The sequence below is a fragment of the Pseudomonas sp. AAC genome (assembly GCF_000725445.1).
Classification (GTDB): Bacteria; Pseudomonadota; Gammaproteobacteria; order Pseudomonadales; family Pseudomonadaceae; genus Pseudomonas; species Pseudomonas citronellolis.
The window spans coordinates 293,849-307,233 of record NZ_KL647095.1 but is presented as its reverse complement, the minus strand read 5'-3'; the positions used below and the strand labels follow the sequence as shown (position 1 = coordinate 307,233).

Sequence of the window (13,385 nt, the reverse complement as noted above, 5' to 3'; positions counted from 1 at the left end):
GCGGCCGGGCCGGTTCAGGTACGGGCCGGCAGGATCAGCCGGTCCGGCACCGCCCGGCTGCTGCGCCGGGCGACCAGGTAATAGAGGACGGCGGGCACCACCAGGCCGATGATCCAGGAGATGTCCACGCCGCCCAGGTAGTCCACCAGCGGGCCGGTGTAGAACTTGGTGGCGATGAACGGCAGCTGGACCAGCACGCCGATCACGTACACGCTGATCCCCGGCAGGTTCCAGCGGCCGTAGCGGCCGTCCGGGTCGGCCAGCGCCGGCACGTCGTAGCGCTCGCGGGTGATCAGGTAGTAGTCCACCAGGTTGACCGCGCTCCACGGGGTGAAGAAGGCCAGCAGGAACAGGATGAAGGACTTGAACGCGCCGAGGAACGAATGCTGGCCGAGCAGCGCGACCAGGGTGGCGGCGCCGACGATCAGCAGCACGAACACCAGGCGCTGCCGGGGCGTGACTTCGACGTGGCCGCGGAAGCCGCTGATGATGGTGGCGATGCACATGAAGCTGCCGTAGGAGTTCAGCGTGGAGATGGTCACCTTGCCGAAGGCGATGCTGAAGTACAGCAGCGCCGCGGTGGCGCCGCTGCCGCCCAGGCCGACGATGTAGGCGACCTCGCGGCCGGCGAACTGACCGTTGGCCATGGCCGCGGCGAACACCCCGAGGACCATCGCCACCTGCGCGCCTATCACCGAACCGGCGCCGACGGCGAGGAAGGTCTTCACCGACGAGGTCTTGCTCGGCAGGTAGCGCGAGTAGTCGGCCACGTAGGGGCCGAAGGCGATCTGCCAGGACGCGGCCAGGGACACCGCGAGCAGGAAGCTGCTCCAGCTGAAATGACGGATCTGCAGCAGCGCGCCGACGTCGGTCTGGGTCATCAGGCGGCTGAACAGGTAGACGAAGGCGATCACCCCGATGACGCTGGCGAGGCGGCCGATGAAGTGGATCACCCGATAGCCGAGCACGGTCGCCAGGACGATGACGCTGGCGAAGATCAGGATGCCGGCGCTATCGCTGACGCCGAACAGCTGGCCCAGCGCCTGCCCGGAAAGCACCGTGCCGGTGGCGGTGAAGCCCAGGTACATGAGGCACACCAGCACGATCGGGATGGCCGCGCCGTAGACGCCGAACTGCACCCGGCTGGAGATCATCTGCGGCAGGCCCAGCTTGGGCCCCTGGGCCGCGTGCAGGGCCATGACCCCGCCGCCGAGCAACTGGCCGATGAGCAGGCCGATCAGCGACCAGAACACGTCGCCGCCCAGCACCACGGCCAGGGCCCCGGTGACGATGGCGGTGATCTGCAGGTTGGCGCCCAGCCACAGGGTGAACTGGCTGTAGAGCTTGCCGTGGCGCTCGGCCTCGGGGATGTAGTTGATCGAGCGCCGCTCGATCAGCGGCTTGCTGGAGTTCTCACTGGCCTGGGACATCGCTTTTCTTCTCCACCCCGGCGCCGGGCCGGGGTTCTTGTTGTGTCAGAGGACGGATTCCGCTCGGCCCGACCGCCGCGCCCCCACCCGCGCGGCGGTTCCTCCCTGGCCCGGGGCGGCGGAGCCGCCCCTGTGCCTCACTTGCCGGTGATCATCGGCAGGTTCAGGCCCTGTTCCTTGGCGCAGTCGATGGCGATCTGGTAGCCGGCGTCGGCATGGCGCATCACGCCGGTGCCCGGGTCGTTGGTCAGCACGCGGGCGATGCGCGCTGCGGCTTCGTCGGTGCCGTCGCAGACGATCACCATCCCCGAGTGCTGCGAGAAGCCCATGCCCACGCCGCCGCCGTGGTGCAGCGACACCCAGGTGGCGCCGCTGGCGGTGTTCAGCAGGGCGTTGAGCAGCGGCCAGTCGGACACGGCGTCGGAGCCGTCCTGCATGGCCTCGGTCTCGCGGTTCGGGCTGGACACCGAGCCGGAATCCAGGTGGTCGCGGCCGATCACCACCGGCGCCTTCAGCTCGCCGCTGCGGACCATCTCGTTGAACGCCAGGCCGAGCTTGGCACGCTGGCCCAGGCCGACCCAGCAGATGCGCGCCGGCAGGCCCTGGAAGCTGATGCGCTCCTTGGCCATGTCCAGCCAGCGGTGCAGGTGGGCGTCGTCGGGGATCAGCTCCTTGACCTTGGCGTCGGTCTTGTAGATGTCCTCGGCGTCGCCCGACAGCGCAGCCCAGCGGAACGGGCCGATGCCACGGCAGAACAGCGGGCGGATGTAGGCCGGGACGAAGCCGGGGAAGTCGAAGGCGTTGGCCACGCCCTCTTCCTTGGCCATCTGGCGGATGTTGTTGCCGTAGTCGAAGGTCGGCACGCCCTGCTTCTGGAACTCGAGCATGGCTTTGACGTGCACGGCCATGGACTGCTTGGCGGCCTTGACCACGGCGGCCGGCTCGGTCTGCGCGCGGTCGCGGTACTGCTCCCAGGTCCAGCCGGCCGGCAGGTAGCCGTTGAGCGGGTCGTGGGCGCTGGTCTGGTCGGTGACCATGTCCGGGCGCACGCCGCGGCGTACCAGCTCCGGGAGGATTTCGGCGGCGTTGCCCAGCAGGGCGATGGAGATGGCCTTGCCTTCGGCGGTGTACTTGGCGATGCGCGCCAGGGCGTCGTCCAGGTCCTTGGCCTGTTCGTCGACGTAGCGGCTGCGCAGGCGGAAGTCGATGCGGCTCTGCTGGCACTCGATGTTCAGCGAGCAGGCGCCGGCCAGGGTCGCGGCCAGCGGCTGGGCGCCGCCCATGCCGCCCAGGCCCGCGGTCAGCACCCAGCGGCCCTTGAGGTTGCCGTCATAGTGCTGGCGGCCGGCTTCGACGAAGGTTTCGTAGGTGCCCTGGACGATGCCCTGGCTGCCGATGTAGATCCAGCTGCCGGCGGTCATCTGGCCGTACATGGCCAGGCCCTTGGCGTCCAGTTCGTTGAAGTGTTCCCAGGTGGCCCAGTGCGGCACCAGGTTGGAGTTGGCGATCAGCACGCGCGGGGCGTTGGCGTGGGTCTTGAACACGCCGACCGGCTTGCCGGACTGCACCAGCAGGGTCTCGTCGTCGTTCAGCTCTTTAAGGGTGGCGACGATTTTGTCGTAGCACTCCCAGTTGCGCGCGGCGCGGCCGATGCCGCCGTACACCACCAGTTCCTTGGGGTTCTCCGCGACTTCCGGGTCGAGGTTGTTCATCAGCATGCGCAGCGGGGCTTCGGTCAGCCAGCTCTTGGCGTTCAGCTGGGTGCCGCGCGGGGCGCGGATTTCGACGTCGCGGAATTTGCTGGATTCGGTCACGGCAGGCTCCTTCAAGGCAGTCTTGGGCTCGGATGCGAAAGCCGGGGCGTTCGGCTTCCGGCAACGGGATTCGGGTTGGGCATCGGTGCAGGAAGCGTCGCCTCCTGTCACGTATATGCTTGTACATACAAGTATAAGCAAAGGAAAGGCCAAGTCCCTCGCCGGGCACTTCGGGCATGCTGGAAATAGAACTCAACCTATTGATTTAAAAAGTATTAATAGATGAATTCGTACAGCCGGGCGGGTCCAGGAAGGCAGCTACATCTGTCGGTCATACGCACCAGAACGGTGATCGCCTGCTCCATTTCGTAGCATCCGGTAACGCCTCGCCGTTACAGCTCGCCTCATTTCCCGGGGGCGCCGCTGCCCTTCCTTATTTCCTACAGAGGGACGCCGCGCCCCGCTCGCGCACGCAGGCATGGCGTCGGCGCAATCCGGCCCGGCGGAATGGCTCGCTTATTGCTCATACTTGTATATACAGGAATAGATAGTCTCGCCGCCGAGCGCGGTAACACTCCGGAACACGGGAGCCGTCATGTCCGAAACCCTGCAGATCACCCCCGGCCAGTTTTCCCTCGACCAGCTGCGCGCCATCCACCAGCGGCAACCCGAGCTGCAACTGGATGCAGCCTGCCGCGCGAACATCGAGAACAGCGCCCGCACGGTCAGCCAGATCATCGCCGACCAGCGCACCGTCTATGGCATCAACACCGGCTTCGGCCTGCTGGCGCGCACTTCCATCCCCGAGGATTCGCTGGTCACCCTGCAGCGCAACCTGATCCTCTCGCACTGCACCGGCACCGGCCCGCTGCTGGACGACGCCAGCGTGGCGCTGATCATGGCGCTGAAGATCGGTTCCCTGGCCCGCGGCTTCTCCGGCGTGGGCATGGCGGTCATCGACACCCTGCTCAAGCTCTACCAGGCGCGCGTCTACCCGTGCATCCCGTCCCAGGGCTCGGTGGGCGCCTCCGGCGACCTGGCGCCGCTGGCGCACATGTCCTCGGCGCTCATCGGCGTCGGCCAGGTGCGCCACCAGGGCCGCGTCATGGAGGCCAGCGAAGGCCTGGCCATCGCCGGCTGCCAGCCGCTGGTGCTGGGGCCCAAGGAGGGCCTGGCGCTGATCAACGGCACCCAGGTGTCCACCGCCCTGGCCCTGCGCGGGCTGTTCGCGGCGGAGAAGCTGTTCGTCTCGGCGGTGGTCGCCGGCAGCCTGACGGTGGAAGCGCTCAAGGGCTCCTACGTGCCCTTCGACGCGCGCATCCAGGCGGTCCGCGGCCAGCCCGGGCAGATCGACGTGGCGGCCTTCTACCGCGAGCTGCTGCACGACAGCCAGATCAACCAGTCGCACATCGACTGCAAGCGCGTGCAGGACCCCTACTCGCTGCGCTGCCAGCCCCAGGTGATGGGCGCCTGCCTCGATCACCTGCGCTTCGCCGCCGGGGTGTTCCTGCGCGAGGCCAACGCGGTGTCGGACAACCCGCTGGTGTTCAGCGCCGACGGCGACGTGCTCTCCGGCGGCAACTTCCACGCCGAGCCGGTGGCCATGGCCGCCGACGTGCTGGCCCTGGCCATCGCCGAGATCGGCGCCCTGTCGGAACGGCGCATCGCCCAACTGGTGGACCCGGCGCTGTCCGGCCTGCCGGCGTTCCTGGTCAGGGAAGGCGGGCTCAACTCCGGCTTCATGATCGCCCAGGTGACCTCGGCGGCCCTGGCCTCGGAGAACAAGACCCTCGCCCACCCGGCCTCGGTGGACAGCCTGCCGACCTCGGCCAACCAGGAAGACCACGTGTCCATGGCCACCTTCGCCGCGCGCCGCCTGCAGGACATGGCCGGCAACAGCTCGGCGGTGGTCGCCATCGAGCTGCTGGCCGCCGCCCAGGGCGTGGAATTCCACGCGCCGCTGCAAAGCTCGCCACAGTTGCAGGAAGTGCTGAAGATGATCCGCGCCCAGGTCCCGGCCTACGAGCAGGACCGCTACTTCGCCCCGGACATCGCCGCGGCCCGCGCCTGGGTGGAGGAAGGCGCGCTTAGCCGCTGGCTGGATTACTCGCGGCTGTACGGCTGATCGGACGACGGTGGCGTTCTACGCCACCGCAGACGTGGCCCGCGCCTACACCGCCTTGCCGAGGCGCTCTTCGCAGGATGGGCTGAGCCTGCGATACCCATCGCGCCATGGTGATGGGTATCGCTTCGCTCAACCCATCCTACGGGGTGTCGTGTTTGCTGGGCCATGCCCGCGAAAGCACCTGCAAGGCGCTTCTCCCACTAACGAAAAAGGGCTCCCCCGGCAGTCTTTTCCCTCAGCGTGATTCGAGTTCGATCACGCAGATGTCGGCGCTTCCCGCCACGCTCAGCCGCCACTCCCGCAGCCGCTCCTCGCCCTCGGCAAGCAGCGTGTCATGCAGCCCCAGCACAGCAGCGGCCCCGCCATCCTGGCTGACGTGAACCCCCTCGCCCGCGCTGAACAGCAGCACGGTCGAAGCGCTGCTGAAGAAGTGCGCCTCACCGCCCACCCGCAGCCACTGCAGGCGTGCGCGGTAACGCGCGGGCGCATAGATCAGGTTGAAGTCGCGGATGGCGCCGCCGAGCAGCTCGCAGTCCACCGCGCTGGCGCCATCGAAGGCGAAGGCGTCCAGGGCGCGCAGCTCGCGGGACTGCTCGCCGTCGACGGTCAGGCGCATGCCCTCGCCTTCCAGCACGGTGATCACCCGCTGGTAACCGCTGAAGGCAGAGAACGGCCCCGGTGCGCCGACGTCGGCGATGGACAGGCGCCAGCCGAAGCCCTCCAGGCCGTCGCCGGCGTCGCGGAGGATTTCGCGGGTGCTGCCCGCGCCGTTCTTCCAGGGCATCACCGGGTAGTCGGCGGCCCGCAGCAGGCGATGGTTCATGACGAGAAGCGTCCTTCCAGGCGGTAGCGCGAGCCCGGGTAGAGCAGGCGCGCGCTGGTCACGGTGTTGCGCCCCGACCAGGTGCGCCGGCGGATCATCAGGCAGGGCTCGTGGCGGTCGATGTTCAGCAGCCTGCATTCCTCGGCATCGGGCAGCACCGCCTCGACCACGTGCTCGCCCTCGCTGAGCGGAGCCACCTGGGTGAGGTAGGCGAAGGGCGTCTGCCCGGTGAAGTCCTGCTTGAGGTAGTCCGGCGCCACGGCGGCGTTGACGTAGCGGTCCTCGATCTGCACCGGCACGTCGTTCTCGAAGTGCACGATCAGCGAATGGAACACCCGCTGGCCTTCACGCACGTCCAGCGTCAGGGCGCGCTCGGCGCTGGCCTTCTCCTCTTCCAGGCGCACCACCACGCAATGGTGGCGATGGCCGCGGGCCTGGATTTCCTCGGCTATGTTCTGCACCTGGAACAACGCCGACTGGCCCTTGGGCTCGGCGACAAAGGTGCCGACGCCCTGCATGCGCACCAGCAGGCCGTCGTTGGTCAGCTCGCGCAGGGCGCGGTTGATGGTCATGCGGCTGACGCCCAGCTCGCTGACCAGCTCGCTCTCCGAGGGCACCCGGTGGTGCGGCGGCCAGGCGCCGGACTGGATCTGCTGGACGATCATCTGCTTCACCCGCGCGTACAGCGGGGCGGGCAGCTCGCCCATCTGCGAGGCCAGCGAGGAGCCCTCCGCGGGCGGGTTGGGCGGGGACGATGCGGGCACGGGGGTACTCCTTGTCGGGGCGACGGTGGGCAGTGGCGGGAAGGCAGCGGCGCAATGCGCTCTTGTCCTCCGGCATGTACCGGAATCGACCGGTGCATACAAGTCCCGCGGCGACCGCCGGGCGCATCACCTAGTTTACGGCCATCCTAAACGTCTGTATATGTATATACAAATTCGAAGAGCCCTGCGAGGACCCCAGCATGCCTGCCCTGTTCGCCGAACACGCCCTGCTCCCCAGCGGCTGGGCCCGCGATGTCCGTTTCGAGGTTGCCGCCGACGGCCTGCTGGCGCGGGTCGAGGCCAATGCCAGCGCCGAGGGCGCCGAGCGCCTGCGCGGGCCGGTGCTGCCGGGCATGCCCAACCTGCACTCGCACGCCTTCCAGCGCGCCATGGCGGGCCTGGCCGAGGTGGCCGGCAACCCCAACGACAGCTTCTGGACCTGGCGCGAGCTGATGTACCGCCTGGTCGGCCGCATCACCCCGGAGCAGTTGCAGGTCATCGCCCGCCAGCTGTACATCGAGATGCTCAAGGCCGGCTACACCGGCGTCGCCGAATTCCACTACGTGCACCACGACCTGGATGGCCAGCGCTACGCCGAGCCGGCCGAGCTGGCGCTGCGCGTCAGCCAGGCCGCGCGCGAGGCCGGCATCGGCCTGACGCTGCTGCCGGTGCTCTACAGCCATTCCGGCTTCGGCGGCCAGCCGCCCAGCGAGGGCCAGCGCCGCTTCATCAACGGCACCGACGCCTACCTCGAACTGATCCACGGCCTGCAGCCGCGCCTGGCGGCGCAACCGGCGCAGCGCGTCGGCCTGTGCTTCCACTCGCTGCGCGCGGTGACGCCGCAGCAGATCACCGAGGTGCTGGAGTCCGACAGCAGCGAAGGGCCCATCCATATCCACATCGCCGAGCAGCAGAAGGAAGTCGACGACTGCCTGGCCTGGAGTCAGCGCCGGCCGCTGCAGTGGCTGTACGACAACATCGAGGTGGACGAGCGCTGGTGCCTGGTCCACGCCACCCACGCCGAGCCCGACGAAGTCGCCGCCATGGCCGCCAGCGGCGCGGTGGCCGGCCTGTGCCTGACCACCGAGGCCAACCTCGGCGACGGCATCTTCCCGGCGGTGGACTACCTGGCCCGCGGCGGGCGCCTGGGCATCGGCTCGGACAGCCACGTGTCGCTGAGCGTGGTGGAAGAACTGCGCTGGCTGGAATACGGCCAGCGTCTGCGCGACCAGAAGCGCAACCGCCTGTACCGCAGCGACCAGCCCAACATCGGCCAGACGCTCTACGAAGCGGCCCTGACGGGCGGCGCCCAGGCCCTGGGCCAGCCGGTGGGCGAACTGGCCGCGGGCCGCCGCGCCGACCTGCTGGTGCTCGACGGCAACGATCCCTACCTGGCCACCGCCAAGCCCGACACCCTGCTCAACCGCTGGCTGTTCGCCGGCGGCGACCGCCAGGTGCGCGATGTGATGGTCAACGGACAGTGGGTGGTGCGGGAGCGCCGGCATGCGCTGGAAGAGCAGAGCGCCGGGGAGTTCGCGGGGGTGTTGCGGGAGTTGTTGGGGTGATGGGGGCAGCCGGTGGCTTCGTCGTCTAGACCAACCTTCTTTCCCTCTCCCCAGCCCTCGGCTGCGCGCCCCGCCCTGAAGGGAGAGGGGGCTAGTCCGTGCCGAGAGATGGAAGGGTTTCAGCCGGACACCTCCGGCGTCGCCGGCTGACTCTAAAACACCCAGCCCTGCCCAACGGTCCCCTCTCCCTTCAGGGAGAGGGTTAGGGAGAGGGAGCGGAGGTGAAGTAGCGCGCCTGCGTTACCGGCAGACACCACCACCCCACAAAACATCCATCCCTCAATTCCCCGCTATCGCGCTGTCCTTGCTCCGCCAGATCAGATCGCTCGTGTCATACCCCTTGCGATTGGCCTCGGCCAACAAACGACGCAACGTCGCCTCCGGCAGGCTGGTCTGCCGCGCCAGCAGCCACAGGTGGTCGCGGTCGCGGTTGCCGACCAGTGCGGTCTGGTAGTCCTCGTCGACGTAGAGCACCCGGTAGTCGCCGCGCACCACGCCGGGGAGCAGCCGCGACGCCCAGTTATCGAAGCGCACCCAGAAGGCATCGGTGCTGCCCGGCGTCTGCGGGGTGGCCGTGCCGGTCACCTGCTTCCAGCTGCCGTCGGCGGTGCGGCAGCGGTTGAGCAGGCCGATGCTGCCGTCGGCGCGCACGCTGTAGTGGGCCTCGGACTGCAGGCAGGCGCGCTGGAAGAACATTGGCTTGCGCGCCAGCTCGTACCAGGTGCCGGCGTAGCGCTGCGGGTCGACCTGCATCGTTTGCGGCCGCTCCTCGGCGTGCCCGGCGCAGCCGCCGATGCCGGCCAGCGCGACGGCGGCGAGCACCCGCAGCGCGGCGTTCATCTCACTTCAGGCCCTGGCCGGAGAACATCAGCACCTTGTCGCCGGCGTACTGCACGCTGATGAAGGTCTTGTCGTCGCCCCAGGTGCAGCTGGACACGCCCAGCGCGCCGGAACACTCGGTCGGCTTGCCAAGCAGGGCCTCCACCTCGGCCTTGTCCATGCCGGCCTTGAGCTTGGAATAGTTTTCCTGGTTGAGCTTGCTGCAGGCGGCCATGGCGATGCAGACGGCGATCAGGGCGATACGGCGGAAGGACATGGGCAACTCCATTGTCGGATGGTCCATTGGACAAGCGTGGCACAGGCCACGCGAAACGCACCCTTGGAGTCAGAAACGCGAGCCGGGTTCCTTGAGGAAGGCGACTTCCTCGGCGCTGGACTCGCGGCCAAGGATGGCGTTGCGATGGGGGAAGCGGCCGAAGCGCGCGACCACTGCGCGGTGGCGCTCGGCGTAGTCGAGGAAATCGGCGAACAGCGCCTTGTCGTCCTCGGCGGCCTGCTCGTGCAGTTCGGCGAAATGCTTCACCGCCTGCTCCTGCTGCGCCAGGTCCTCGGCGTGCTCAAGCACCAGGTAGACGAAGACCCGCTCGATGGGCTGCAACTGGCGATCCAGCCCGGCCGCAAGTCCGCGGCGCACCAGCGCCTGGGCGCGGGCGTCGCCGTCGTAGGCGCGCGGCGTGTCGCGGAAGATCATCCGCGGCAACTGATCCAGCAGCAGGATCAGCGCCAGCCAGCCCTGGGCCGAGCCGGCCCAGTCGGCCAGCCCGCCGTCCAGGGCCTGGCGCACCAGGCCGCCGAAGCGGTTGTCCGAAGCCGTGTCCTCGCAGGCGCTCTTGCCGAACCACAGGCCGTTGCGCTGGGCGGCGACGTCGCTGGCGCGCAGGGCGTCGCCGAACCACCAGTCCAGCAAAGCCTGCCAGGCGGGTACCGCGCTCATCAGGCCTGGTGGTAGCCGGTGACGCGCTCGACCTCTTCCTTCGAACCGAGGAACACGGCCACGCGCTGGTGCAGCGAATCCGGCTGGATGTCGAGGATGCGCTGGGTGCCGTTGGTGGCGGCGCCGCCGGCCTGCTCGATGATGAAGGACATCGGGTTGGCCTCGTACATCAGCCGCAGCTTGCCGGGCTTCTCCGGCTCACGGGCATCGCGCGGGTACATGAAGATGCCGCCGCGGGTCAGGATGCGGTGCACGTCGGCCACCATGGAGGCGATCCAGCGCATGTTGTAGTTCTTGCCCAGCGGGCCTTCCTTGCCGGCCAGCAGTTCGCTGACGTAGCGCTGCACCGGGGCTTCCCAGTGGCGCTGGTTGGACATGTTGATGGCGAACTCGGCGGTGCTTTCCGGCACGCGGATGTTGTCGTGGGTGAGCACGAAGCTGCCCAGCTCGCGGTCCAGGGTGAAGCCCTTGACGCCGTCGCCGAGGGTCAGCATCAGCATGGTCTGCGGGCCGTAGATGGCGTAGCCGGCGGCGACCTGCTTGGTACCCGGCTGGAGGAAGGCCTGCTCGTTGAGGCTGTCGTTCTGGCTCAGGTGCTGCTCGGGGCAGCGCAGCACCGAGAAGATGGTGCCGACCGAAACGTTGACGTCGATGTTGCTGGAGCCGTCCAGCGGGTCGAACACCAGCAGGTAGGCGCCCTTGGGGTACTTGCCGGGAATCTGGTAGGCGTTGTCCATCTCCTCGGAGGCCATGCCGGCCAGGTGGCCGCCCCACTCGTTGGCTTCCAGGAGGATTTCGTTGGACATCACGTCCAGCTTCTTCTGCACCTCGCCCTGCACGTTCTCGGTGCCCATGCTGCCCAGCACGCCGCCCAGGGCGCCCTTGGACACGGCATGGCTGATTTCCTTGCACGCACGCGCCACCACCTCGATGAGGAAGCGCAGGTCGGCCGGGGTGTTGTGGCTGCGGGTCTGCTCGATGAGGTAGCGGCTGAGGGTAACGCGGGACATGGAAGGGCTCCGGGGGAGAGGTAGGAAAAAAACTGCGCGCATTCTAGCGTGGAATCGGCCACGCCGCCTCCCGTACGGCGCGTCCGTCCTGAGGTTGGAGCGCGCCGCCGGTGGTCGGTTCCCTCGTCGCTGCGGCCGTCAGTCGCGGCGGCTTGCCGGCGTGCCGGGCCAGGGCCCGGCATGCGGCCTTAGAAGTCCAGGCTCAGCGCCAGGCTCACGCCCTGCTGCAGGTCGTCGTCGCTGCGGTGCGCGCTGTAGCCGCCACGCAGCGAGAGTTCCGGGGTCAGCTTCCGGGCGAAGCCCAGGGTCGCGCGCTGCAGGTGGCTCTGCGGGGTGTAGCCCTGCAGGGTGAAGCCGTTGGCCGGCAGGCTGGTGAAGGCCATCCCGATGTTCTGGGTGTCGTCGGCGTATTCACGCTCCACCGCCACTTCGCCGAACAGCTGGGTCTGCTCGCTGAGCGCGTACTTGCCCTGCAGGCCCGCGCCGAGACGGCGGGAGTAGCGCTTCTGCTCGTCGAACGACAGCGAGGTGGAAGCGTTGCCCTCGTCGTAGCCGTCCACCTTCACCCGCGCCCAGTCGGCGCTGACGAAGGGCGACAGGTGCCAGGCCTCGCCGCCCTGGGCGATGTCGTAGCCGATCCGGCCGCTGAAGGCGAGCAGGTTGCCGTTGGTGTCGCCCTTCTCCTCGACGGTGCGCGGGCCGATGGCGAACTTGCGGTTGGCCTCGTCGTAGTCGAGGTAGCCGCCGGTCACCGCGGCGTCGCCCCACCAGCGATCCTGCTGGTACTGCACGAAGAGGCTGCCCAGGTAGCTGTTGAGCTTGTAGTCGGAATCCTCGGCGCCGGCCTCCAGTTTCTGCCGGTAGAAGCCGGCGGCGATGCCGGCGCGCCAGGCGTCGTCCAGGCGCAGCGAGCCGCCCAGGGTCAGGTTGTAGCCGAAGCCGTCGCCGCTGGCGGCGCTGTCCTGGTCGTCGTAGTCCAGGTGCTGGCCGCCGCCGGTGACGAAGCCACGCCACTGGCCGACGCCCTGCCAGTTCTCCCAGTCGGCCAGCCACTGGCTGCGCAGTTCGTCCTGGTAGGCGCGCAGGGTGCCGTGGGCCATTTCCGGCAGCAGGGTGGCTTCCCAGGGCGCGGACAGCACCGAGTAGGCGTAATCGGCGATCAGCGTCTGGCCGGCGATGGTCGGGTGCACGCCATCGTTGAAGATCAGCTTGGTCGGGTCGGGGCTGCTGCCGTGGCGGCCGTAGACCGGGTTTTCCGGGCAGCTGTTGCCACTGAAGCAGGTGCCCACCAGGTTCTGTCCGGTGGCCAGGCCATAGGCGCCGGGGTCGGCCAGCACTTCCTGGAGCATCAGCGGGATGTTCAGCGGGATCACGTTGGCGCCGCTGCTGGCCAACTGGCTGACCAGCTCCTCGTTGAAAATGCCGCTGAGCTGGGTGCCGAAGCTCTGCAGGACGGTGCCGTTGGTGGCCGGGGTAAGGCCCAGGTCGGGCAGCAGCCAGACCATGATGTAGCGCGCGCCGGCCTGGCTCAGGGCCTGGGCGCTGTCCACCAGGCGCCCGGCGGCGGCGCGGGCGGAGGGATCGTCGGTGATGCGGAACTGCAGGAAGTCGTTGCCGCCGCCGGTGAGGTAGTAGAGCGCGTTGGGGTCGGCGAGGCGGCCGACCAGGTAGCCGTCGCGGGTGCGCGTCTGGCCGTTGGCGCTGACCACCGAACCGCCCGCGGCGGTGATGGAGTCGTAGATCTGGTCGGTGCGGTAGCCGCCCACCGCCCAGTTGTTGCCATCCGGCAGGCCTTCGGCGGCGTTCACCAGCGAGGTCGAGGGGCCGAGGTCGCCGGCGGCGACGCCCAGCTTGCCGCCGAGGATCATCGCCGCGGTGGGCCCGAAGACCTCGCCGCTGCCGTCCAGATAGGTCGGGCCCACGCGGTTGGTGAAGCGGGTGGAGGCGCCGGCGGGGCCGTCGGCGTCGGGGAACTGGCCGGCGTCGCTGAGGCTATCGCCGAACACCACCAGGGTCGAATACGGGGAAGGTGACGCCAGGGCCTGACCGGCGATGCCGAGCAGGCAGGCGGCGGCCAGGGGTGAAAGCACCTGTTTGATCATACGGCTGACTCCATGCTTTTTCTTATAGGTAGAGTGCA

At 68.6% G+C, this 13,385-nt stretch carries 11 protein-coding genes; 2 read left to right on the top strand and 9 right to left on the bottom strand.

Annotated features, from left to right (window positions below; genetic code table 11):
- Positions 1 to 14 precede the first annotated feature (14 nt).
- Together FG99_RS06990 and hutU are read right to left on the bottom strand one after the other, a co-directional pair.
- Entirely contained in the window at positions 15 to 1,430 is a 1,416-nt protein-coding gene (locus FG99_RS06990; protein ID WP_043268393.1) for a purine-cytosine permease family protein, read from the bottom strand.
- A 137-nt stretch (positions 1,431 to 1,567) separates the two neighbouring features.
- A complete protein-coding gene (hutU, locus tag FG99_RS06985; RefSeq protein WP_043268391.1) occupies positions 1,568 to 3,244 on the bottom strand; it encodes a urocanate hydratase in 1,677 nt (558 codons plus the stop codon).
- Between the two features lie 535 nt (positions 3,245 to 3,779).
- On the opposite strand from hutU, the gene hutH reads away from it, so the two are divergent.
- Positions 3,780 to 5,309, top strand: a complete 1,530-nt coding sequence (gene hutH, locus FG99_RS06980) for a histidine ammonia-lyase (protein ID WP_043268389.1) — start codon at positions 3,780 to 3,782, stop codon at positions 5,307 to 5,309.
- 235 nt (positions 5,310 to 5,544) lie between these two features.
- Here hutH and FG99_RS06975 read toward each other — a convergent pair whose 3' ends face one another.
- Together FG99_RS06975 and hutC are read right to left on the bottom strand one after the other, a co-directional pair.
- Complete coding sequence (locus FG99_RS06975; RefSeq protein ID WP_043268387.1) at positions 5,545 to 6,132, bottom strand: HutD/Ves family protein; 588 nt, start codon at positions 6,130 to 6,132, stop codon at positions 5,545 to 5,547.
- Positions 6,129 to 6,839 (bottom strand): histidine utilization repressor, encoded by a 711-nt coding sequence (gene hutC, locus FG99_RS06970; RefSeq protein ID WP_051878704.1) that lies wholly within the window; start codon positions 6,837 to 6,839, stop codon positions 6,129 to 6,131. Before hutC ends, FG99_RS06975 begins: the two co-directional genes overlap by 4 nt.
- 257 nt (positions 6,840 to 7,096) lie before the next feature.
- On the opposite strand from hutC, the gene FG99_RS06965 reads away from it, so the two are divergent.
- On the top strand, positions 7,097 to 8,461 hold the full coding sequence (locus FG99_RS06965; RefSeq protein WP_043268384.1) for a formimidoylglutamate deiminase: 1,365 nt from the start codon (positions 7,097 to 7,099) through the stop codon (positions 8,459 to 8,461).
- 279 nt (positions 8,462 to 8,740) lie between these two features.
- Here FG99_RS06965 and FG99_RS06960 read toward each other — a convergent pair whose 3' ends face one another.
- From FG99_RS06960 to estP, 5 genes are all read right to left on the bottom strand, one after another.
- Entirely contained in the window at positions 8,741 to 9,301 is a 561-nt protein-coding gene (locus tag FG99_RS06960) for a lipocalin family protein (RefSeq protein WP_043268382.1), read from the bottom strand.
- A gap of 1 nt (position 9,302) precedes the next feature.
- A complete protein-coding gene (bamE, locus tag FG99_RS06955) occupies positions 9,303 to 9,557 on the bottom strand; it encodes an outer membrane protein assembly factor BamE domain-containing protein (protein WP_009613753.1) in 255 nt (84 codons plus the stop codon).
- A 69-nt stretch (positions 9,558 to 9,626) separates the two neighbouring features.
- The gene (locus FG99_RS06950; protein WP_043268380.1) at positions 9,627 to 10,235 is read right to left on the bottom strand and encodes a DUF924 family protein; all 609 of its coding nucleotides are present in this window, start codon (positions 10,233 to 10,235) and stop codon (positions 9,627 to 9,629) included.
- Positions 10,235 to 11,245: a class 1 fructose-bisphosphatase gene (locus FG99_RS06945; RefSeq protein WP_043268378.1), complete on the bottom strand. Its 1,011-nt coding sequence runs from the start codon at positions 11,243 to 11,245 to the stop codon at positions 10,235 to 10,237. The genes FG99_RS06950 and FG99_RS06945 overlap by 1 nt, the downstream gene beginning before the upstream one ends.
- A gap of 188 nt (positions 11,246 to 11,433) precedes the next feature.
- Positions 11,434 to 13,347: an esterase EstP gene (gene estP / locus FG99_RS06940; protein WP_043268377.1), complete on the bottom strand. Its 1,914-nt coding sequence runs from the start codon at positions 13,345 to 13,347 to the stop codon at positions 11,434 to 11,436.
- Between the last annotated feature and the right edge of the window lie 38 nt (positions 13,348 to 13,385).

Bases quoted from the DNA above. Each gene is read 5' to 3' on its own strand.
- FG99_RS06965 (WP_043268384.1), top strand. From the start codon at position 7,097: ATGCCTGCCCTGTTCGCCGAACACGCCCTGCTCCCCAGCGGCTGGGCC.
- FG99_RS06960 (WP_043268382.1), bottom strand. From the start codon at position 9,301: ATGAACGCCGCGCTGCGGGTGCTCGCCGCCGTCGCGCTGGCCGGCATC.
- FG99_RS06975 (WP_043268387.1), bottom strand. From the start codon at position 6,132: ATGAACCATCGCCTGCTGCGGGCCGCCGACTACCCGGTGATGCCCTGG.
- hutH (WP_043268389.1), top strand. From the start codon at position 3,780: ATGTCCGAAACCCTGCAGATCACCCCCGGCCAGTTTTCCCTCGACCAG.
- FG99_RS06990 (WP_043268393.1), bottom strand. From the start codon at position 1,430: ATGTCCCAGGCCAGTGAGAACTCCAGCAAGCCGCTGATCGAGCGGCGC.
- FG99_RS06945 (WP_043268378.1), bottom strand. From the start codon at position 11,245: ATGTCCCGCGTTACCCTCAGCCGCTACCTCATCGAGCAGACCCGCAGC.
- FG99_RS06950 (WP_043268380.1), bottom strand. From the start codon at position 10,235: ATGAGCGCGGTACCCGCCTGGCAGGCTTTGCTGGACTGGTGGTTCGGC.
- hutC (WP_051878704.1), bottom strand. From the start codon at position 6,839: ATGGGCGAGCTGCCCGCCCCGCTGTACGCGCGGGTGAAGCAGATGATC.
- estP (WP_043268377.1), bottom strand. From the start codon at position 13,347: ATGATCAAACAGGTGCTTTCACCCCTGGCCGCCGCCTGCCTGCTCGGC.
- bamE (WP_009613753.1), bottom strand. From the start codon at position 9,557: ATGTCCTTCCGCCGTATCGCCCTGATCGCCGTCTGCATCGCCATGGCC.